At 37.1% G+C, this 21,974-nt stretch carries 12 protein-coding genes; 3 read left to right on the top strand and 9 right to left on the bottom strand.

Annotated elements, in window-relative coordinates; translation table 11 throughout:
- Nucleotides 1-20 precede the first annotated feature (20 nt).
- Nucleotides 21-2,777, bottom strand: a complete 2,757-nt coding sequence (locus FLA105534_RS01785; protein ID WP_173964337.1) for an AsmA-like C-terminal region-containing protein — start codon at nt 2,775-2,777, stop codon at nt 21-23.
- 51 nt (nt 2,778-2,828) lie between these two features.
- Nucleotides 2,829-3,410, bottom strand: a complete 582-nt coding sequence (miaE, locus tag FLA105534_RS01780; protein ID WP_173964336.1) for a tRNA-(ms[2]io[6]A)-hydroxylase — start codon at nt 3,408-3,410, stop codon at nt 2,829-2,831.
- 113 nt (nt 3,411-3,523) lie between these two features.
- Here miaE and FLA105534_RS01775 point away from each other — a divergent pair, with 113 nt between their 5' ends.
- Nucleotides 3,524-4,768, top strand: a complete 1,245-nt coding sequence (locus FLA105534_RS01775; RefSeq protein WP_173964335.1) for a glycosyltransferase — start codon at nt 3,524-3,526, stop codon at nt 4,766-4,768.
- 162 nt (nt 4,769-4,930) lie between these two features.
- On the opposite strand, the gene FLA105534_RS01770 is transcribed toward FLA105534_RS01775, so the two are convergent.
- The 6 genes from FLA105534_RS01770 to porU form a co-directional block, all read right to left on the bottom strand.
- On the bottom strand, nt 4,931-6,778 hold the full coding sequence (locus FLA105534_RS01770) for a hydrolase/aminopeptidase (RefSeq protein WP_173964334.1): 1,848 nt from the start codon (nt 6,776-6,778) through the stop codon (nt 4,931-4,933).
- Nucleotides 6,779-6,894: 116 nt separating this feature from the next.
- On the bottom strand, nt 6,895-8,541 hold the full coding sequence (locus FLA105534_RS01765) for a pyruvate dehydrogenase complex dihydrolipoamide acetyltransferase (RefSeq protein ID WP_173964333.1): 1,647 nt from the start codon (nt 8,539-8,541) through the stop codon (nt 6,895-6,897).
- A gap of 4 nt (nt 8,542-8,545) precedes the next feature.
- The gene (gene pdhA / locus FLA105534_RS01760; protein WP_017497233.1) at nt 8,546-9,544 is read right to left on the bottom strand and encodes a pyruvate dehydrogenase (acetyl-transferring) E1 component subunit alpha; all 999 of its coding nucleotides are present in this window, start codon (nt 9,542-9,544) and stop codon (nt 8,546-8,548) included.
- A gap of 158 nt (nt 9,545-9,702) precedes the next feature.
- The gene (gene cdd / locus FLA105534_RS01755) at nt 9,703-10,185 is read right to left on the bottom strand and encodes a cytidine deaminase (protein WP_173964332.1); all 483 of its coding nucleotides are present in this window, start codon (nt 10,183-10,185) and stop codon (nt 9,703-9,705) included.
- 78 nt (nt 10,186-10,263) lie between these two features.
- Nucleotides 10,264-11,472 carry a type IX secretion system outer membrane channel protein PorV gene (porV, locus tag FLA105534_RS01750; RefSeq protein ID WP_173964331.1) on the bottom strand — a complete coding sequence of 403 codons (1,209 nt, stop codon included), beginning with the start codon at nt 11,470-11,472 and terminating at the stop codon, nt 10,264-10,266.
- Nucleotides 11,473-11,513: 41 nt separating this feature from the next.
- Complete coding sequence (porU, locus tag FLA105534_RS01745; RefSeq protein ID WP_173964330.1) at nt 11,514-15,353, bottom strand: type IX secretion system sortase PorU; 3,840 nt, start codon at nt 15,351-15,353, stop codon at nt 11,514-11,516.
- A 214-nt stretch (nt 15,354-15,567) separates the two neighbouring features.
- Between porU and gldJ the strand changes: the two genes are divergently transcribed.
- Both gldJ and FLA105534_RS01735 read left to right on the top strand, forming a co-directional pair.
- Nucleotides 15,568-17,253: a gliding motility lipoprotein GldJ gene (gldJ, locus tag FLA105534_RS01740; protein WP_173964329.1), complete on the top strand. Its 1,686-nt coding sequence runs from the start codon at nt 15,568-15,570 to the stop codon at nt 17,251-17,253.
- 107 nt (nt 17,254-17,360) lie between these two features.
- A complete protein-coding gene (locus tag FLA105534_RS01735) occupies nt 17,361-18,647 on the top strand; it encodes a UDP-N-acetylmuramoyl-tripeptide--D-alanyl-D-alanine ligase (RefSeq protein WP_173964328.1) in 1,287 nt (428 codons plus the stop codon).
- A gap of 322 nt (nt 18,648-18,969) precedes the next feature.
- On the opposite strand, the gene FLA105534_RS01730 is transcribed toward FLA105534_RS01735, so the two are convergent.
- Nucleotides 18,970-21,840 carry a triple tyrosine motif-containing protein gene (locus tag FLA105534_RS01730; protein WP_173964327.1) on the bottom strand — a complete coding sequence of 957 codons (2,871 nt, stop codon included), beginning with the start codon at nt 21,838-21,840 and terminating at the stop codon, nt 18,970-18,972.
- Between the last annotated feature and the right edge of the window lie 134 nt (nt 21,841-21,974).

Genomic DNA, 21,974 nt, shown 5'->3' with positions numbered 1-21,974 from the left:
AATGAACAGGTTTTCAACTTTTATTCTTCAGTATCTTTTGTTTCTTCTAAATTTTGAGATTTTCTTCCCACTTTTATTTTTGGATTGTCTTGAGTTCCGGTAATGGTCAGCGGAATTCCAAAGATTCCTAAAGGAGGAAGGCCTAAACGCATTTTTAAGTTCAGTTTTCCGTCTAAACTTGTTGTGCCTTCGATTCTTGGTCGGAAGCCTGCAAATTTAAACTTAAAGCGTTCTACGGTCATGATATTGTTTTTAATCGTAGTTTTAATATCTACTTTTGAAAGATCCGGATTTTTTATTGATTCCGTATTGGTTTGTTTGCTTACCGCACTAAACATTTTCAATCCTCTAACTTTTACCTCTTTTATCGAAAGTGTTCCTCCGCCAATAAGCGACGGATAAACCGGTTCCATTTTATTGTTTAAACGGCCCTTTAATTGATAGTCCAGAGAAACAATTCCTTGTGCTTTTTCAGCTGCACTTGCCATTTTTCTAAAAACTTCGATTTCGTTGTAGGCTTTTTTGATGTCAAAATCAGTGGCTTTAATCGCGTAATCAAAATTGGCTTTTTTAGGTGTTACCGCCTGATAATTGGCATTCATGCTTACATCGCATCCAATTAAATTAAAACCGGTATTCTGCATGTTCAGTTTGCCTTTGTTCATGCTTAAATTTCCAACTGCATTTAAAAGATTCAATTTGTCGAAATTTACTTTTTGAGCATTCGCTGTAAATTGCAGATTTAAATTGGAAGGAATAATAATAACTCCTGTTTGTGTCGTTTGCTTTTGAGGCTGAGTTTCCGTTTTGGTTTCGGTAGTCGAAGTAGTTGTCGGAGTAGCCGACATAAATTCATCCACATTAATATAACGTGATGTCGATTTGAAAGAACCTTTTAGAACACCGGTATTGGTAGTTGCATAATTAAAAACGTTCTGTAAATAACCATTTAACCTAAAGTCAGATTGGCCGTAGGCTGCTAAAAAGTTGTTGAAGGACATCTTGTCCTGATTGATCTTAAAAATACCTTCTTTGATGATGAATTTCTTCGGAAGATATTCAGAAGCAATTCCGATATTTCTAAGTTCAAGGGTTCCTTTGTTGTACAGCTTGCGGTAGTTTCCTTTTTCGGCATCGCTTTGTTTGCCTTTTAAAACCAAATCGGCTTTTACGAAACCGTCTAAATCTAGTCCTTTTTGAGAGAAAACTTTATAGATTTTGTTGACATCCAGTTCTCCTTTCGCTTTAATGTTATAAGTCAAATCATTAAAATTGCTAAGATCAGCTTCTACAAAAACAGGTTTTCCTTCAAAAGTAAACTGAGTAGGTTTTAGACTTATTTTTAAGTCACTAAAAGTCCCTTTTTGATTCTCAACCTTAGATTTGATGGTGATGTCTGTAATCGGATTTGGATAGTAAGGTGTTTTTAAATAACCGTTTTCCAAATCAATGACGCCATTGGTAACCGGAAGAAGTTTGTTTTTTAAATCAAATTTACCATTTGCTTTTACATCTCCTGCCAGGTTTCCTTTCAAGACGATGGTTGGGATTCCAAGTGCCTGCATTAATTTCCCAAGATCAATTTTAGCTTTAAAATCGGCGTTGATATCCGGTGTTTTTACACCTTTGACGTTGAATTTCGTTTTTAAATAATCCTGTTTGATGTTTAAAGACAGGTTTTTGGCATCAACCATAAGCAGGTCCGGATTTAAAGACGGAACTTTTGTTTTGATTTCTAAATTCAGATTCGAAACCGGGAAAGCACTTTTGTTGTAATTAACAAATCCGCTGTCTATTTTCACATCCATATTAAGATCCGGTGCAATATTTTGTGCGGCAATATAGTCTCCTTTTAAAGTTAAAAGCAGGTTGGTGTTTCCTTTTAATTCTGTTTTCGACAGCCAGGTAATGTATTTTGGAGGGAAGGCGGTAAAAACATCGTGTAAATCACTGTTGTCTGATTTTATCACAAAATCCATATTGTATCCGTCTTTCAGGAAGTTGAATTTTCCAATAAAGTCAACAATAAGGTCATTTATTTTAAGGTTATTTTGTTGAAAATAAAAAGACAGGGAGTTGACGTTGACTTTTGTGATCAGATCAGCATTTACCTTTTTGTTCATCAAATAAGGTTCATTTTCATAAACGATATTTAACTTTTCAATTTTTGCTTTCGAATACAAATCGAAAACGGCTTTGTTTAAATCTCCTTTTCCTAAATAGTCAAATCCAAAAGCATCAAAATGTATTTTCGTCGATTTGTCATCGTAAACGATCTTACTGTTTAAAATCTCAATTCGTTCCAGTTTTAAGGCAGTTTCGGTGCTGTCTTTAGGATTTGAATCCTTTGAAGATCCTTTGTAAATGTTGTAATTGGCTTCTCCTTCTTCGTTTACTTTTACATTGATAAAAGAATCAGACAAATAAATCTGATCGATTTTTACCTCTTTGCTAAAAACCAGACTGGCTACATTGATACCAAATGATACTTCCTTTGCGGTAATGAATTTTTCGCTCTTATAAGGAGCTGAGCCGTTAAGATGTAAGTCGCTTAAGGTTAGTGTCAGAGAAGGGAAATGCTGAAAAAACGAAACCGAAACATCAGAATAGTTGAGTTCTGCGCTTAGTTTTTCGTTGGCGGTTTTTTTAATCTGTTCCTTGATGGTATCTTCAAAAATAATGGGCGTAAGGAACAGTAATCCTATAATGACAACAAAAGTAATCCCAAGGTATTTGGCCGTTTTTAGTAAAATGGTCTTTATTTTATTTGCAGACATAACAAATTGTGGTATTTATAGGTAAAAATGAAAATCGATTTTTAAGAATTATTATCCGTGTACGGTCTCACTTTTTCCGTAGTTGGTAATAATTGAACCTTCGTATTCAATCCATTCTTTCCAGCGTTTATCGATATCTATATTGTCGGTATATTTTCTTGCAAAACCTAAAAATGTAGTGTAATGTCCGGCTTCAGAAATCATTAAATCACGGTAGAATTTAGCCAGTTCTTCGTCTTTTATGTTTTCTGAAAGTACTTTAAAACGCTCGCAGCTTCTGGCTTCAATCATAGCCGAAAACAACAGACGATCGCAAAGAGCATCTCTGCGGCTGCCGTCTTTTTTCATGAATTTAAAAAGTTCATTTACATAATGATCTTTTCTTTCACGCCCCAAAGTCAAACCTCTTTTTTTGATGATATCGTGCACCATTTGCAAATGCTCCAGCTCTTCTCTTGCGATCACAAGCATTTCAGTTACCAATTCTTCCAATTCAGAATTATAAGTAACTAAGCTGATGGCATTTGAAGCGGCTTTTTGTTCGCACCAGGCATGATCCGTCAAAATTTCTTCGATATTTGATTCTACGATATTGACCCAGCGGGGGTCCGTGGCTAATTTTAATCCTAACATAATTGCTTCCGAAATTTGTATTTGGCAAAATTAGTCTTTTTTCGACCAAAAACAGGAAATATCGTGCGAATACGCTCGAAAAAGCATTATTTTGCAGGTTGAAATGAATATAAATGAATCCAGTGCGTAAACTTTTAATTATCGGTTCTGTCTGGCCCGAGCCAAATTCGTCTGCTGCCGGAGGTAGAATGATGCAGTTAATTTCCATTTTTAAGGATAATGGATTTGAGATTACATTCGTCAGTGCGGCCCTGGACAGCGATTTTATGGTGGACTTGTCTGCGCTTGGAGTTGATAAAAAAAGTATCGAACTCAATTCTGCCAGTTTCGATGCCTTTGTGATGGAATTAAATCCAAATGTTGTGTTGTTTGATCGTTTTATGATGGAGGAACAATTTGGATGGCGTGTGACCGAAAATTGTCCGGAAGCAATTCGGATTCTTGATACAGAAGATTTACATTGTTTGCGCGCAGCAAGACAAAACGCTTTTAAGAAAGGCCGAAAATTTGAATTGACAGATTTGTTTTCAGAAGAAGTCACGAAACGAGAAATTGCCAGTATTTTAAGGTGTGATTTGTCTTTGATTATTTCAGAATTTGAGATGAGTATTTTAAAAGAGATGTTCAGGATCAATGAAGAGCTGCTTTTGTATCTCCCTTTTTTAGTGGAGGGAATGTCGGATGATGCTCTTTTGAGATTGCCTTCCTTTGAAGAAAGGGAAAAGTTTGTTTTTATTGGGAATTTCTTTCACGAGCCCAATTGGAATACGGTTCAGTATTTAAAAGAAACCATCTGGCCTTTGATAAAAACGGATTTTCCGGAAGCTGTTTTAGAAGTTTACGGTGCTTATCCGTCGCAAAAAGTAGTACAGCTGGATCAGCCCAAAAATGGGTTTTATATAATGGGCAGGGCAGAAGATGCTAATGAAGTTGTGAAAAATGCGAGGGTTGTTCTGGCGCCTATTCGGTTTGGAGCCGGTTTAAAAGGCAAATTGCTTGAGGCAATGCAATGCGGAACGCCTAGTGTAACTACAACAATTGGTGCTGAAGCCATGCATGGCAACTTACCATGGAATGGATTTATAGCCGATGATGTATCTGAGTTTGTTAAAAATGCAATTGCACTTTATCAGGATGAAAGTCTTTGGAAAGAAGCTCAGAAAAAAGGTGTCGCTATTATTAACGAATGTTATTTGAAGGATAAATTTTCAGCTGGATTAGTAGCTGTAGTCAACTCATTGCTGATGGATTCTAAAAGCCATCGTTTGCATAATTTTATGGGTAATTTATTACAGCATCACGCGTATAGAAGCACGATGTACATGTCAAAATGGATTGAAGCGAAGAATAAGAACTAAAAAAAACCAGATTACACGAAATGTAATCTGGTTTTTTTTAGTTTTCAGTCGCGGTTTTCAGTCTCAGTCTCAGTTTTCAAGCAGCACCGTGTACTGAGACTGAAAACTGAGACTGTTCACTGCAACTGCCTACTGCGACTGAAAACTGCGACTAAAAAAAGTCTATTTCAAAATCCCTTCAACAGCTTGAATAGTAGTAGCATGATAACCTGATTTTGCTTTTTCGAAAATCTGTTTTGCCCAAACTTTTCCTTCCGGAGTTTTAACCATTTCTTTGTAAAGCATCATTACCGATCCTGTTCGGCTTATTCCGATTAGGAATTGCTCAATTGCAGGATTGGCTGTTTTGTATTGGTGTTCAATGGCCTGAACAAACCATTGACGTTTGATGATGAAATTACCGCCTTTTGTAAAGTTGAACTCTTTGTCAATCGCTTCCATTTCTTTTGCTGTAATGTCAGCCGGAAGATGATCTATAAAATGCTGTTTTTCGGCAGTTGTGGTGATTTTTTTGCTTAGACCTGCTACGCCTGTCTCTCTCCAGCTTTTTTGGATTTTATCAATAGCATCAAAATCAGGAGAACTAACTGGAAGGATGTTTGACGGGATTCCCGGTTTGTAAATCCAGTCTTCCAATTTGATTTTGTCAGCTAAAGCTTTGTCGCCTTTAATCAGGTTTTCGTTAATGTATTTTACAAAATCTTCTGTTGTGATTGATTGGAACGCATGCGAATCGAAATAGTTCTTAATAAACGGATCGAATTTCTCACGGCCAACCGCATTTTCAATAACTCTTAAAAAGGCATAGCCTTTTACGTAAGGAATCATGCTGATACCATCGTCAGGATTTCTTCCTGTAAGGCTTACTTTTAATCGGGTATCCGGACTGTCTGCTCCATATTCTGCTACATTATCCACTAATTCTTTGTTGGTGATAACGTTTTGCATTTCAAATTCTTTCTTTCCGAAGATGGCTTCTCCAATTCTGTGCTCTACATAAGTGGTGAATCCTTCGTTTAACCAGATGTCATCCCAAGTTGCATTGGTTACTAAGTTTCCGCTCCAGCTGTGTCCTAATTCATGTGCTAAAAGACTTGTTAGAGAACGATCTCCTGCAATTACACCCGGAGTTAAGAAAGTTAGGTTAGGGTTTTCCATTCCGCCATAAGGAAAGCTTGGAGGTAAAACCAATACATCATAACGTCCCCAACGGTATGGGCCGTATAGTTTTTCGGCAGCAACAACCATTTTTCCAAGTTCAGCAAATTCCCAAGCCGATTTTTTCAGCATGGAAGGTTCTGCGTAAACTCCGGTTCTGTTATCGATTGCCTGGAATTCAATATCTCCAACCGCAATTGCCATTAAGTAGGACGGGATTGCTTTATCCTGCTTAAAAGTATAAACTCCGGTATCGTTTTTCTTTTGTGGATTCACAGCGCTCATAACGGCTAATAAATCTTTGGGAACGGTAACTTTTGCATTGTAAGTAAAGCGAATTCCCGGTGAATCCTGACACGGAATCCAGGTTCTTGACCAAACGCTTTCGCCCTGAGAGAATAAGAATGGTTTCTTTTTGTCTGCAGTTTGTTCTGGTTTCAGCCATTGTAATGCTACAGCATCTTTGGTGGTGTTGTAGTAGATGTTTACTTTGGTTGTGTTTGGTTCAATAGTAATGCGAAGCGGTTTTCCGTGAAATTCAGTGTCCGCACCAAGCTCGAATTTGGTTTCTTTCTCTTCGTCTCCTAAGGTTACTTTGGTAATGTTAAGGGTGTTTTCGTCGAAGATAATTTCATTTCCTTTACTGATGTTGTCAATTTGCCAGGAAGCTTTTCCTGTGATGGTTTGGGTATTGAAATCGACTTTAATGTCAAGATCGAGGTGTTTAACAATAGCCAATTCCGGTTTAGAATAGCTGTGTTCGTCAATGACGGCTGTATTTTTTTCGGTTTGTTCTTTTTTCTGGCAGGCAAGAGCCGTTAAGAATAAAGTTACAAGGATTATTTTCTTCATTTTTATGTGTTTTGGATTTGCGGATGAAAATTAAACAAAAAATCCCGTTTTGAATGAACAAAACGGGATTTTATTATGGGGTCTTCGACTTCGCTCAGACGGACATGGCATAAAAATTATGCTAACATGGTCACCGGGCTTTCGATGTATTGTTTTAGTGTTTGTAAAAACTGAGCTCCGGTTGCACCGTCAATCGTTCTGTGGTCACAAGCCAATGATAGCATCATGGTGTTTCCAACTACGATTTGACCGTTTTTCACTACCGGTTTCTCAACAATTGCACCTACAGAAAGGATAGCAGAGTTTGGCTGGTTGATGATCGAATTGAATTCGGTGATGCCAAACATTCCAAGGTTAGAAACTGTAAAAGTGCTTCCTTCCATTTCCTGTGGTCCTAGTTTTTTGTTTTTAGCTCTTCCGGCAAGATCTCTTACTGAAGCGCCAATTTGAGATAAGCTCATGGCGTCTGTAAATTTCAATACTGGAACTACTAACCCGTCTTCAACAGCTACAGCAACACCAATGTTTACGTGGTGGTTGATGATGATAGCATCTGCTTTCCACTGAGAGTTGATTTTTGGATGTTTTTTCAAGGCTAATGCACAAGCTTTGATTACCATATCGTTAAAAGATACCTTTGTATCCGGAACGGTATTGATTGTTGCTCTCGCGCCCATAGCTTCGTCCATGCTTACTTCGATCACTAAGTTGTAGTGAGGAGCTGTAAATAAAGATTCTGCCAAACGTTTTGCGATAATTTTACGCATTTGAGAGTTTTTGATTTCTTCGGTGAAAACTTCTCCGGCAGGAACAAATACTTTTGGTGCAGCAGCAGGAGCAGCTTCTTGCGGTTTAGCAGCAGCTGTTGCAGTTGCAGCAGGTGCCTGAGCGGCAGCTGGAGTAAAGTTTTCGATATCGCTTTTTACAATACGTCCGTTTTCTCCTGAACCCTTAACCTGAGTCAATTGGATTCCTTTGTCAGAAGCGATTTTCTTTGCTAATGGTGAAGCTAAGATTCTTCCTCCGTTTGAAGTTTCGGCTACAGTTTCTGTTGCTTTTTCAGCAGCAGGAGCAGCTTTTACTTCTTCAGTTGCAGGAGTGCTTGCAGCACCTCCGGCAGTATAGTTTGCAGAAATTCCCGAAACATCAGTTCCGGCAGGTCCGATGATAGCTAATAAGCTGTCAACAGGAGCTGTATTTCCTTCCTGAATTCCAATGTGTAATAAGGTTCCGGCATTGAAAGACTCAAACTCCATAGTCGCTTTGTCTGTTTCAATTTCGGCTAAGATGTCTCCTTCAGCAATAGTATCACCTACTTTTTTCAACCAGGAAGCTACAGTTCCTTCGGTCATGGTGTCGCTCAAACGTGGCATGGTAACTACTACAACACCTTTTGGTAATTCAGTTGCAGCTTTTGCAGGAGCGGCACTTTCTGTTTTTGTTTCTGCAGCAGGGGCAGCTTCCTCTTTTGGAGCTTCTGTAGCAGGGGCAGCACCACCGGCTAAAAGAGCAGAGATGTCTTCTCCTTCATTACCAATGATGGCTAATAGAGAGTCAACAGGAGCAGTTTCTCCCGCTGGTATTCCGATATGTAAAAGAGTTCCTTCGTTGAAAGACTCAAATTCCATTGTTGCTTTGTCTGTTTCAATTTCAGCTAAGATATCTCCTTCGCTAATTTTATCGCCTACTTTTTTAAGCCAAGTCGCTACCGTTCCTTCCGTCATAGTATCGCTCAAACGAGGCATTGTAATAATTGTTGCCATTGATTTATAGTTTATGAGGTGTAAATGGATAGTCTTCTTGTGCGTATACTACATCATACAATTGTTGTAATTCAGGATATGGAGATTCTTCAGCAAATTTCACACATTCTTCTACTAAATCTTTTACTCTTTGGTCGATTACTTCAATTTCTTCTTCCGTAGCATATTTTTGATCCATAATTACATCTAAAACCTGAGTAATAGGGTCAATTTTTTTGTATTCTTCTACTTCTTCTTTAGAACGGTACAATTGTGCATCAGACATTGAGTGTCCTCTGTAACGGTACGTTTTCATTTCAAGGAAAGTTGGTCCGTCGCCACGACGTGCTCTGTCAATAGCTTCTGTCATTGCTTCTGCAACTTTTACCGGGTTCATTCCGTCAACAGGTCCGCAAGGCATTTCGTAGCCTAAACCAAGTTTCCAGATGTCGGTGTGGTTTGCAGTTCTTTCAACAGAAGTTCCCATAGCATAACCGTTGTTTTCAACGATAAATACAACAGGTAATTTCCATAACATAGCCATGTTGAAAGCTTCGTGTAAGGAACCTTGTCTCGCAGCACCATCACCAAAGTAAGTCATAGTAACTCCGCCGGTGTTGAAATATTTATCTGCAAAAGCTAAACCGGCTCCAACAGGAATTTGTCCACCAACAATTCCGTGACCTCCGTAAAAACGGTGTTCTTTAGAGAAAATGTGCATAGAACCTCCCATACCTTTGGAAGTTCCTGTTGCTTTTCCTAAAAGTTCTGCCATTACGTTTCTGGGATCAACTCCCATACCAATTGGTTGAACGTGGTTTCTGTAAGCAGTAATCATTTTGTCTTTAGTCAGGTCCATAGCGTGCAATGCACCCGCTAATACAGCTTCCTGACCATTATATAGGTGTAAAAAACCTCTAACTTTTTGTTGAATGTATAATGCTGCAAGTTTGTCTTCAAACTTTCTCCAAAGTAGCATGTCTTCGTACCACTTTAAATATACTTCTTTTGTAACTTCTTTCATCTGAATTCTTTCTTTTGCTAAAGTTTGTTTGTGTTATCAATTGTTGCCTATAACGCAAAATAGTTTCCTCCCACAAATTTGCGCCCGAAAGGTCGGGATGCAAAAATAAGACATTCCTATTAAGAAGTAAAATTTAAAGGCTACTTTTTGGCTTTTTTTTACAAGAACTTTTTATCAAACATAAAAGGGAGTAAATTTTTTAGGGATGCCGATTTGTAAACTTCGCCAATTTCACCCATAAAATAGATTTCGATAGGGGTATCCTGCTTGATCTCGTATTCTGCAATAGATTGTCGGCAAGAACCACATGGCGGAATGGGTGCCGTTGTCTGGTTGGTGTCTGAAGCAGCTGTAATGGCTATTTTTAGAATTTTTGCTTCCGGATATACACTCCCGGCATGATAAATGGCAACACGCTCTGCGCATAATCCTGAAGGATAGGCTGCGTTTTCCTGATTAGATCCGATCACTATTTTTCCATTGTCTAAAAGTAAAGCGGCTCCAACCCGAAATTGTGAATAAGGTGCGTAGGCATTTTTACGAACTTCGATTGCCTGACGCATTAAGTCCTGAATGTCGATGGGAAGCTCTTCAAGGTTATTATAAATGTTAAAGGATGATGTAATGCTTATTTCTTTCATTTGTTTTTAAGGGAAAAAAAATCCAAATCTCTAACTTAATAGAAATTTGGATTGTTATTATTTTTTTATTTTCTGGTTTTAATAAACTTCGTATTTGTCGCCAAAGTTAAAGGTTAAAGAAAAACGAAGTGTATTTTCTAACGGATTTTTAACTTTTGATGTTGAAAATAAATACGAAACGTCAACTTTTACAACATTATATTTGAATCTGGCTCCTAAAGAGAAGAATTGTCTGGCTCCTTTTACCGGGCTTTCGTGAAAATATCCTGCACGTATTGCAAAGGCATCCTGATACATGTATTCTGCACCTACGCTATAAGTGATTTCTTTTAGTTCTTCGCTGAAACCTCCTGGTGCATCTCCAAAAGATTTAAAAATTCCGGATACCCAGCCAATGTCTTTATAGTTTTTGTAGTTTGATGCATTAGCTTGTTCCTGAGAGATATCTCCCGGATCTGTAAAATCGCCATCGCCATTTGCGTCTACAGGAGTTCCAGGTCCCGGTGGAGTTGGAACTAAAAGTTTGGTGAATTCGACACTAAGACCTACTTTGTTGTAGTCGTCTAAGATAAAGTCGAAACCTCCTCCTAATCTAAGATTGGCTGGTAAAAAGTTAGAGCTGATATCGTCGTTATCATAGCTTATCTTTTGTCCAAGGTTTTGCAGGTTGAAACCACCTCTCCATCTTCCGTTAAAATCAGAATAGGCAATTTCTTCCGATTGGTAGAATCCGGCAACGTCTACGGCAAAAGAACCTGAGGCTGACGCATCGACATCTTCCGAAGCAATTTTCAGGTTAGAACGAATGTATCTTGCCGCTACTGCCATTGAGAATTTTTCACTTAATTTCAGGGAGTAAGATCCGTCGAAAGCAAATTCATTCGGAGAAACGATTCTTGCAGCTTCATTTGGGTCTCCAGTTGTTCTTAACTCAATATCTCCAAAGCCGAAATAACGGAAACTTCCCGCAAAGGCGCTTCGCTCATTGATTTTGTTGTAGTAGGTTACCTGACCTAATGAAATGTCATTGGCTAAGTCTGTTAAATAAGGAGTGTAGCTGATAGAAAATCCTTGCTTGTCTACAGAGAAAGCATATTTTGCAGGATTCCATTGTTGTGAATAGGCATCGGCTGATGTAGCGACACCCTGATCGGCTAAACCAGCGGCTCTTGCGTCTGCTGCGACTAGTAAAAAAGGTACTCCGGTAGTGATGGGGCGCTCAATGTTTTGGGCTTTTGCGTACGGAATAATTAAAAAACAAATTAATAAAAGTGATATTTTTTTCATTTACGTAATTAATGGAGTTGGTGATACAAATATATAGATTATTATAAGATGACAAGCTTTTCGTATTTTTCTGCCTTTTTATTTGTCAAATTTGATTTGACGGTGAGTTTGTAAATGTATACGCCTTTCCCGATTCGATCACCAAAATCATCCTTTCCATCCCAGGTTATTTCTCTTGACAAGAAGCCTTCCGTGGTGACTATCTGGTTTTTTGTCCAGACTACTTTTCCAGTTATGGTCATTACCTGAACCTGAACGTCTAAAGGTTCGTAAGGTCTGTTGTGTGAAAACCAAAATTGGGTATAAGTTGAAAAAGGGTTAGGGTAATTAAGAACGTGAGTTAAGGTTAGTGATTCATCTCCAACGACTATAAACTGTATTTCACTTGTTACAGGATTGTTGTAAACATCCCATGCCGTAAAAGTTATAGTATGCATTCCGGCAGTTAGATTTCGCAATGGAAAGCGTAAATTTCCATTGGTGTAATCGTCTAATTTTGTCTGATAATAATCATTTAGAACAAAAGGATTGCTTACATCGCCATCCAGCACTGCTATAATATCATGCCCGATTCCGCTTGCTGTATTGATTCCGTTTTCATCTTCAAGAAACGCTAATAAAAATGGCGATTCGTTTGTAATTCCTCCCGATACAAAAGTTTCATCGTTCATATATAACTTCACTTTTGGACTTATATTGTCCTGTGGAGCATTTTCATTTATTCCTCCAATTTTTATATTGGTGTTGTAACCTGTTTGGTTTTCAAGTGTTTGGTTCTTCTTTGAGTAAAAGCTAATTCGGCCGTAATCAACAGGAACGCGAATGTCTCTTGGTACGACAAAGCTAAATTCAAACTGACCGTTGGTTACTGATGCATTTCCTCTGAAAATGGTTTCGCCTAATATTTTGAATGACATTGCAGGGCTATATCCATCGTTATTCAGGGTTGTGGTCGTGATTAATTTGTCGAAAATAGCTGTTGCTAATTCGCCATTGTAATTGCTTAAAAGGTTGTTGTTCTCGTCGGTTATTTCTCCTGTGATCTTGATTTTTGATAATGATTTAAAATCGGGAACTGCCTGAGAAATTGCAATATCATTGATTTTTGTTAAATTGATTTTTGGTTTCGGAATGGCCAGCATCAAAGCAGGGTCTCCAATGTAAAAAATAACATTACTGGCAGAGCTTGGGTTTTCGTTTTTAGAAATTCGGAGTGCTTCTGCGATGGTAGTGTATTGACTTGATCCGTAAGAAAGCAGGTTTTTGTTAAGACTGTCGTTAAAGTTTTCGGCATTGTATTGTCCAATGGCCCGAATGGTAGTTAGCATTGAAATGGCGCCACCTTTCGGATTCCAAAAAGTGTATTCCCCTGCGGTTGGTCTTGTAGGGTCGTCAAATCTTGAAAACTCGCAGGTTATGGTAATAAATAAAGGATATTTGTATTGATTGCTTAGGTTTTGGCCATCTGATTTTTCCCAGATTCGTTCGCCTGCGAGGCCGTCTTCTCCACCATGTCCAAGATAGTTGAAGACTAAAGCGCCTTTTTCAAAAGCATTAAACATATCGGTTCTGGCTTTAGGATATCTTGCGCCTCCTGCAGAAGCTTCCTGAGTGTAAGAGTCGAGAAGGATTTTGTCGATATTAAAGAATGGTTTTTGGGTAGAGATTGCATCGGCAAGGCTGTTTTGGCGGGATTGCAGACTCGCATCTGAAGGCCCGTCGGAGTCGTCGCTTATCATGACAATGTTGTTGCGCCAGTTTCCAAATGATTTTTGATCGTGGTACTCTAAAACTTTATTGACCATTTCGCCAGCCTGTGCGTTGTCTGAAACTAACATTCTGCCTACTGCAATGTCAATTCCTCCAAAGGGAAAAACGACAACTCCTTCGTTGGGATCCATTAGTCCGTAAAAATCATCAGATGCAAATGATGCTTCTCCTGTAGAGTTGCTAATTGCGGATTGATATATAGGTACAATGTTGGTGTTGTTTGTAATTCGATCTTTATAGTCAAATGAGGCGTCTCCGAATAAGTTTACATATTTAAGTTTTTTGTCGGGAGATGAAGCATTATTATAAAGGTATCGAATGCAATTTCGGATGGCTGCTACATCTTGTTTTCCTGAAGAGAATTCCTGATAGATATTTTCTAATGTAATTACTTTTACATTTAAATTGGAGTTCAGTCGGTGAAAATTGGCTAGTTTTTCCGCTTGGGAAGTTAGAAATTTGGGAGTTATAATAACGTAGTCGACATCCTGAAAGCTGTTTTGGGCATTCCTGAAAAGTGTTCCTTTTAAATTTTGATTGACGATTTTAGATTGGTTCTCTTTTAAAGGAGCGAAATAATCTGCGGGGTCAATCGCTATATACTTTCTGATTTCTCCTAAAGATGCTTTAAAGCTAAAGTTGGTTTGGCCGGAGTTTTCTATTTTTAAGGTATTGGTTGGATCTGTGATATCCCAAATTTGAGAAATACTGGCGGCGTTTCCTATAGTGTAATTGACTATTCCGGGGGTTGAACCTGCTAAATCGTATTGAAATTTAAATTGTTTGCCGGTGCCCAGGAGTTTTCTTTTCGCAATTAGATTAATGAAATTAAGGTATCCTTTTGATCCCGGAACACCATTGTTCGTATAGGTGAGTTTTATTTTTACATTTTCGGCTCCGGTAAAGGATGTATTAGCGGGTAGTTCCTGAGCGTAAAATTTTATATCGGAATTAAAGGCTAATGGCTGAAAATTGAGATTGCCAATATTTTGTCCGTTGGCGGAAATGGTAAACGAAGTAGGAGTATATGCTGCCGAAGCCGCTTTGACGTCTATTTTAACAGGAGTCGATGTGTCAATATTTGGAAAGTTGAAGCTGAACTCCTGTTCTTGAGTAATGTCGAAAGATTCGCCATACCACTCGCGGCCTAAGTGAGCGATGTTTGTTTTGTCGATTTCATGAAACTGGTAATCGTCAAAAGTATTTAGTTCTAAAGTGCTGCTTCCTGTTGGTTGATTTAGCGCTGAGATTCGTTTTCCGTCACCACCAGTAATGGTGATGTAATAGTAGGACTTGGTGTCATAGAGGTTTAAGTTGGTCTGGTTTTCTATGCTCCAGTTTTCAACTCCTTCACCATAAAAAAGAATGTAGTCTTCGTTGTTGAAAACGCCATCCGCTTCACCGATAATCTGGATTGCATTTTCTGCCAGATCCTCCGGATAATAAACATTGTTGGCCAGAGGAAGCATTTTCCCCCCATTTCCATAGATTTTGATTCTTCTCGGGTCTGTTTTTCCCGGGTCAAATCCCAGGCTTTGTAAAAAGGATCTGGAGATTTTATAAACGCCCGATTTTTCGATGTAAAAGCGATACCAGTCCCCGGAAGATAATACAGAATTGTAGATCGTATTTGTTTTTTGAAAAGAAGACGAGTTGCTGTTTTTTGCTGCTGTATTTGTGGTTGTGCTGTAGGAAAAAGAGCGTATCCTTTTGAAGCTGTTTCCTTCTTTTATAATAGGTGACAAGGATAAGAACACCTGTTTTTGGTCTCTTGAAGTGGTCGTTTTTAAGGTTTCATTTGGTTTTTCGGGGATATTTTCGAGCGAAAGGTCGCCAAGATCAGTAATTGAAACAGACTCGTAAATAATATTGGAAATTTGAATCGAATTGTAGTTTGTGTAACCTGATTCAGTCAGATTCAGTAATAATATTATGCTTTTTTTAGTAGTATCATACCGAAAACCGTTTCCTGAAAAGTACGGTATTTTTAATTTTGAGTCGCCAAAGCTCATCTCTTTTTTGTTTTGCCAATCTAACGTAAAGCCTCCATTTATCTGGGAAAATGAGATAAAGGGAATAAGAAAAAGGTATAAAATCAGGGCTTGTTTCATTAGTGGATAAAACGGTTTTTAATTAAAAATATTTTAGTAGGTAAAAATATAGTATTTCATGTTATAGTAAATAATAAAAAGTATATTTTTGCGTTCGTAACAATAGGTTATTTTCTGGTAAAAAACAGCTAAATAAAATTATTAGACCGGATGTTGCTAATTAAATGTTAATTATTATATTGCAGCACCTAAATTTATCACCTACAGAATGAGTATGAAAGTAAACAAAATTGTAGTCTTGCAATTAATGATGTCAATGGTATTGATGTTAGGCACGGCTAGTTGTAGCAAAAAATCGAGTTCCAGTCATGCTTCCAGGGCAACTGGTTGGGACGTAGACAGTCAGAATGGAACTGCTGCCAGAAATGCAGGAAAAAAACAACAGGCTGGTCCTGGTTTAGTTTTTGTTGAAGGAGGTACATTTACAATGGGTAAAGTACAGGATGATGTTATGCATGATTGGAATAACACACCAACTCAACAACACGTTCAGTCATTCTATATGGATGAAACTGAAGTTACCAACGGTATGTACTTAGAATACCTGGAGTGGTTAAAGAAAGTTTTCCCACCAACAGAAGAAAATTACAAGAACATTTATGAAGGAGCATCTCCTGATACTCTTGTGTGGAGAAATCGTTTAGGATATAACGAAACGATGACAAACAATTACTTGAGACACCCATCTTACGCAAACTACCCGGTAGTGGGTGTAAACTGGATTCAGGCTGTTGAATTTGCTAAATGGAGAACTGACCGTGTGAACGAAGCAGTTTTAGAAAAAAACGGTTACCTTAAAAAAGGGGCAAAAACTCAGGATGTTAGCGCTGAAAGTTTATTTAATACAGAAGGTTACGTTGCTTCTCCAAGTACTACTTACGGCGGTAACGAAGAACTTGTATTAAAGAAAAATCCTAACGGAAGAAGACCTAAAGCAGGTAAAGACGGAGTAGTTCCGGAAGAGAAAAATGTGTACGCACAGCGTTCTTCAGGTATTATCTTACCAGAATACAGACTTCCTACCGAAGCAGAGTGGGAGTATGCTGCAGCTGCTGACGTTGGACAAAGAGAATACAATATCTATAAAGGACAAAAGAAATATCCTTGGTCCGGAGATTATACGCGTTCTTCAAAACGTAAAAACAAAGGAGATCAATTGGCTAACTTTAAACAAGGAAACGGTGACTACGGTGGAATTGCAGGTTGGTCTGATGATGGAGCAGATATCACAAATTCTGTAAAAAGCTACGCTCCTAATGATTTTGGATTGTACGATATGGCTGGAAACGTAGCCGAATGGGTTGCCGATGTTTACAGACCTATTATTGATAACGAAGCAAATGATTTTAACTACTTTAGAGGAAATCAATATGCTAAAAACAAAATCGGGAAAGATGGTAAAATTGAAATTATCACTAAAGATAATATTCAATACAAAACATTAAGTAACGGTAAAAAAATTGCAACAAATTTACCTGGAGAAATTGCTCAGGTTCCGGTTGATGAAAATGAAACTTATCTAAGAACAAACTTCGATACTAGTAACAACATCAATTACAGAGATGGTGACAAACAATCTTCTAAGTATTTTGATTTTGGAGATTCTGAATCAGGATCTAAAGCAGATCAGACAATGTACAACTCTCCTAAGCACAATATCACTACAGATAGTTTAGGTCAGATGGTTAAAAAATATGACAACTCAAGTAAACGTACAACATTAATTGATGATAATGTAAGAGTTTACAAAGGAGGTTCATGGAGAGACAGAGCTTATTGGTTGGATCCGGGTCAAAGAAGATATTTCCCTCAGGATATGGCAACTGATTATATCGGATTTAGATGTGCGATGTCCAGAGTAGGAGCTAAATCTGAAAAAAGAAAATCGCCTAGAAACTAAATTCTGGCAAATTCAATAAAAAAATTCCAAATTCCAACTGATTTACTCAGCTTTTGGAATTTGGAATTTTTTTATTGCTTATTTTTAATATGTAAATATTTTTATAAATGAATATCCAGGACATTCATAGCTTGTTTTTAAAATGTAAATCAGTTTCAATTGATACCAGAAAAATTGAGAAGGATTCTATGTTTTTTGCCATTAAAGGTGAAAATTTTGATGCTAATACGTTTGCTGCTAAAGCAATAGAATTAGGTGCTTTATTTGTTGTTATTGATAATGCGGCTTATGCTATTGACGACAGAACAATTCTGGTTGAAAACAGCTTAGAAACGTTGCAGGAATTAGCTAGGTATCACAGAGCTTATTTAAAACTTCCAATTATTGCCTTGACGGGAAGTAACGGGAAAACAACTACCAAAGAACTTATCAATGTAGTTTTGTCGCAAAAATATAAAACCAAAGCAACCGTTGGAAATTTAAATAACCATATTGGTGTTCCCTTAACTTTGTTGTCTTTTACAAAAGATACAGAAATTGGAATCGTTGAAATGGGCGCTAATCATAAGAAAGAAATAGCATTCTTATGTGATATTGCACAGCCAGATTTTGGTTATATTACCAATTTTGGAAAGGCACACCTCGAAGGTTTTGGCGGTGTTGAAGGGGTGATTATTGGGAAAAGCGAGATGTACCAGTATTTAGCAAAAAAGGATAAAATTGCTTTTGTTAATCTGGAAGATCCAATTCAGATTGAAAAATCGGTGGGAATTAAGTCTTTTACTTTTGGTGTAAACAATGCTCAGGCAAACTTAAATATCAAGAATATTAAGGCTAATCCTTTTGTTGTGATCGAATACGATAACTTTAATGTTGAATCACATTTAATAGGGCTTTACAATGCAAATAACATTAATGCGGCTGTAGCAATAGGGTCTTATTTTAAAGTTGAAGATACTGCTGTAAAACACGCTATCGAGAATTATATTCCGGAGAATAATAGATCTCAGCTCTTGAAGAAAGGATCAAACGAAATTATTCTGGACGCCTACAATGCAAATCCGAGTAGTATGGCGGTGGCGATTGCCAATTTCCTGCAATTGGAAAACGGGAATAAGGTTATGATTTTAGGAGATATGTTTGAGCTTGGTGATGAAAGCAGGCAGGAGCACCAATTAATTGTGGATTCTTTATCAGATCAGGATAAATCGACTTGTTATCTGATAGGAAAATCTTTTTACGAAACGAAAGTAAGCAGAGATAATCTTCATTTTTTTGAAACCTTCGATACTTTTTCGGAGTTTTTAAAGACGATGCATTTTGCAGAAAATACAATTCTGATAAAAGGCTCCAGGGGAATGGCTTTGGAACGAACTTTAGAATTTATCAACTAACAAAAGGGGATTGTCCGAAAAGTATGAACTTTCTCTTATTATGTTATTGGTTTAAGTATCTACTTTAGTTCGACGCGGATAAAACAGATTTACTTCGTAAAAACGCGAATAAAAACAGATTTTTTTTCCTCATTTAAAAGTTTTTTTAATTTTTAGAATCCGTTTTTATCAGCGTCTTCGCGATAGCGAATCCGCCAAATCAGCGTTGAATTAGGACGTATAATTTTTGCCGACCAATAAACTGCTTTTAGATTATAATTCAATCTAAAATTATTTATAAAAACAAGGCTGTCCGAAAAGTAAGGACAGCCTCTTTTTGCTTTTAAATGCTCATGAGAAAACCAATCAGGTTTTCTTTTTTATTCAGTCCCAGCTTTTTTCTCAGTCGATAGCGGGCTAGTTCAACGCCTCCTGTCGAAATATTCATAATTTCGGCTATTTCTTTCGTTGACATATTCATAAGTAAATAGGTCGATAAATCCAGTTCACGTGGGGATATCGTCGGATATTTTTCTTTTAAGCGTTTTAAGAACTCAAAATGTACATTCTTAATGTGTTTTTCAAGGTCTTTCCAGCTTTTGTCAGTGTTGACCTCTTTGACAATGCTTTTGTTTAATTTACTCACTTGAAATTTTGTTGATTCGTCAAGGGCTTCAACATCAATTTCTTTGAGTTTGTGTATGATTCCGTTCAGGATTTTATTTTTCTTTACTACTTGTAAAGAGTTGTTTACGAGTTCTTTGTCTTTTGCCAGAATTTTGATTTGTAGTTTGTCATTTTTTAGTTTTTCAATTTCCTTTGCCAGCTCATATTGTTCTTGTTTTATTTTTGATTCTTTTTCGAGATACAGCTTTCTTTGTAGAAGGATTTCATAGAGTTTATTTTTTCGAATTTTTACTTTTATTCGATTGGAAACGATGTAAATTAGGATTATAAGTAACAAAAAATAGAGCATGAAGGCTAAAAAGTGCCTGTACCAGGGCGGCGCGACCGTAAACGAAAGCGTAGACGGTTCAGACTGTATTCCGTAACTATTTCTAACCTTAACTTTCATCGTATATTCTCCTTCCCGAAGGTTGGTGTATTCTTTAATAGAAATGGTAGACCAATTACTCCATTTATCATCAAAAGGCTCAAGCTGATAGGAGAATTGTACGTTTTCCAGATTTTCGTAAGTAGGAGAGGAGAACGTAAATCGTACGTGATTTGAGGAATAAGGAATGCGAATTTTTTTTATTTTATTTTGATTGTTTCCTAGAACAATAGTGTCACCAGGAAATGAAAAGCTTCGGATGAAAGCCTTTGGTTTGGTTACAAAATTGGTTAATAATTTAGAGTTATAATGCGCCAGTCCATCTGTTAGTCCTATAAAGATGTTTTGAGGATCTATGGTGTTTATAGATAAGTAGTTGCTTACCAGATTGCCCGTTAAATTTGAGAATGGTACAACAACATTTTTATAGGTGTTTTTTTCTTTCATTAAAACTCCTAGAGATTCATCAAAAGCATACCATAAATTAGATTGGGAATCTTCACTTAAGGCATTTATAAGAGGTATGTTTTTGAACAGCCTGGATAGCGCCTTGTCTTCAAAAAATAAGTCTTGCTGTTTGACGTACTGATAAAAATGATTGTTGGATTGAAAGTATATTTTGTTGTCAATTTTCTGAATGCTTCCAATGTTTTTGTAAGCAGGAGTTAATTGGTTTATCTTTTTTATGTATGAAAAACGGGTTAGTTCATCGTTTAAAGACATTCTGTAAATTGACTCATCTCTTTTAAGCCATAAATAAGAGTCGTCAACCTCAAAGCTGTTAGATGATTTATCAAAGCCGCTAATCTGATTTTTAAATACTAAACCGCCTGCTGTTTTTTCAAAAATGGCAAATCCATCATAATTTGAGCCGATAAAATAGGTGGGGCGATTTGGGATCCTCTTAAAACCATAGTAACCTTTTGAATCGATCATTCGGGTTACTTTTCCTTCCTTTATAACTAATGCCCCTCTGTTGTTTGAACATATAAGTTCATTTTCTATCACTTGTACATTCCAGGTTTGTGCGGTTGTTCCTTCTACAAGTTTAAAAACCCCTTCTTTAGAAGTATTGTTCCAGGCATGATAAAAAAGACCCTGATTGGTTGCCACATATAAATTACCCTGATCAATTACAGAAGCATAGACGGTACTGATGTCGTAGCTGAATCCAAAATAGGTAAAGGGAGAGTTTTCGTTAATGTAGGCAATACCGTTGTCCAGGCCAAGCCAGAGATTGTTCTTGTTGTCTATAAAAGAAGTCAGGATGGTATTGTTTTGTAGTCCTTTTTTACGGTTAACATGTTGAATGATTTTACCGTTAAAGTCGCAAATAATCACACCGTCTAAGACTGAATTTAAAACAATAAAGTTGTTCTTTATAATAGATCCGCCAAGAGAATTGTTCTTTTTTACAAAATCATTGGCTTCCGTATTCCATGGTTTTATAGTGTTGTTTTCGTAGAGAAATAATCCTTTTTCAAGGGTAATTATTAGTGTTTTGTTTTTCTCTAACGGATACATGGCCCAAATCTCAGTATTGTTTAGGGACTTAGTGTTGGGTAAAGTATAGAGTCGATTGTTTCGGTACTCTAAAATACCGTTTTCGACATCCTGAAAATAAAGTTTTCCGTTTACCAAAAATGAAAATTGAAAACGTCTTGGCGCTTTCAGGATCGAAAGCTTTCCATTTTTGAAAAGATAAGCTCGTGCAAAGGACTGAAAGACGATCTCATTGTTTACAGCATGAATTTTCCATATAAAATCAATGATCTTGATTTTGTTTTTGTCCACTTTTTGAGCCAATGAGGTGTATTTAAGTCTGCCTTTTGCGTCTGGTTGAAAGTATCCAAACTCATTATAGCCTCCAACAAAAATTTTGCCTGAATCGTCAATTTTTAAACAGCGAACTGAGGTTCGATTAGGAAGAGGGTATTTTCTCCATGAAGCTCCATCAAATTGTAAAAGGCCATTATTGTTTGCGAAGTAAAGATTTCCATTTTTATCCTGACCAATATTCCAGTTTTGCGTTCCTCCTTTGTATTCGTTACGCTTGTAATTTCGTACATCCGGTAATCCTATGCTTTTAACCTGACCGAAAAACGTAATTGAGAATAAAGTGAAAAAAGTTATAATAAAATGTGATTTTATCAATTTCATGTATTTTTTGGGTTGTTATGGTTTTTGGTGTTTAAGTTGTTTGTTTTTAATGGTTTAGGTGCTGTTTTTGGCTACTATTACGATGTAGAAGTCTGTTTTTATTATAAAAATAAGCATTAAAGGGTAAGTGTAGT

The organism is Flavobacterium collinsii, assembly GCF_902804485.1.
Taxonomy (GTDB): domain Bacteria; phylum Bacteroidota; class Bacteroidia; order Flavobacteriales; family Flavobacteriaceae; genus Flavobacterium; species Flavobacterium collinsii.
Note: the sequence above shows the minus strand (reverse complement) of the source record. Positions and strands in the feature narration are given on the sequence as shown.

Coding starts and splice junctions, on each gene's coding strand:
- FLA105534_RS01770 (WP_173964334.1), bottom strand. CDS start 6,778: ATGAAGAAAATAATCCTTGTAACTTTATTCTTAACGGCTCTTGCCTGC.
- miaE (WP_173964336.1), bottom strand. CDS start 3,410: ATGTTAGGATTAAAATTAGCCACGGACCCCCGCTGGGTCAATATCGTA.
- pdhA (WP_017497233.1), bottom strand. CDS start 9,544: ATGAAAGAAGTTACAAAAGAAGTATATTTAAAGTGGTACGAAGACATG.
- FLA105534_RS01785 (WP_173964337.1), bottom strand. CDS start 2,777: ATGTCTGCAAATAAAATAAAGACCATTTTACTAAAAACGGCCAAATAC.
- FLA105534_RS01735 (WP_173964328.1), top strand. CDS start 17,361: ATGAATATCCAGGACATTCATAGCTTGTTTTTAAAATGTAAATCAGTT.
- cdd (WP_173964332.1), bottom strand. CDS start 10,185: ATGAAAGAAATAAGCATTACATCATCCTTTAACATTTATAATAACCTT.
- FLA105534_RS01730 (WP_173964327.1), bottom strand. CDS start 21,840: ATGAAATTGATAAAATCACATTTTATTATAACTTTTTTCACTTTATTC.
- porU (WP_173964330.1), bottom strand. CDS start 15,353: ATGAAACAAGCCCTGATTTTATACCTTTTTCTTATTCCCTTTATCTCA.
- gldJ (WP_173964329.1), top strand. CDS start 15,568: ATGAAAGTAAACAAAATTGTAGTCTTGCAATTAATGATGTCAATGGTA.
- FLA105534_RS01775 (WP_173964335.1), top strand. CDS start 3,524: ATGAATCCAGTGCGTAAACTTTTAATTATCGGTTCTGTCTGGCCCGAG.
- porV (WP_173964331.1), bottom strand. CDS start 11,472: ATGAAAAAAATATCACTTTTATTAATTTGTTTTTTAATTATTCCGTAC.
- FLA105534_RS01765 (WP_173964333.1), bottom strand. CDS start 8,541: ATGGCAACAATTATTACAATGCCTCGTTTGAGCGATACTATGACGGAA.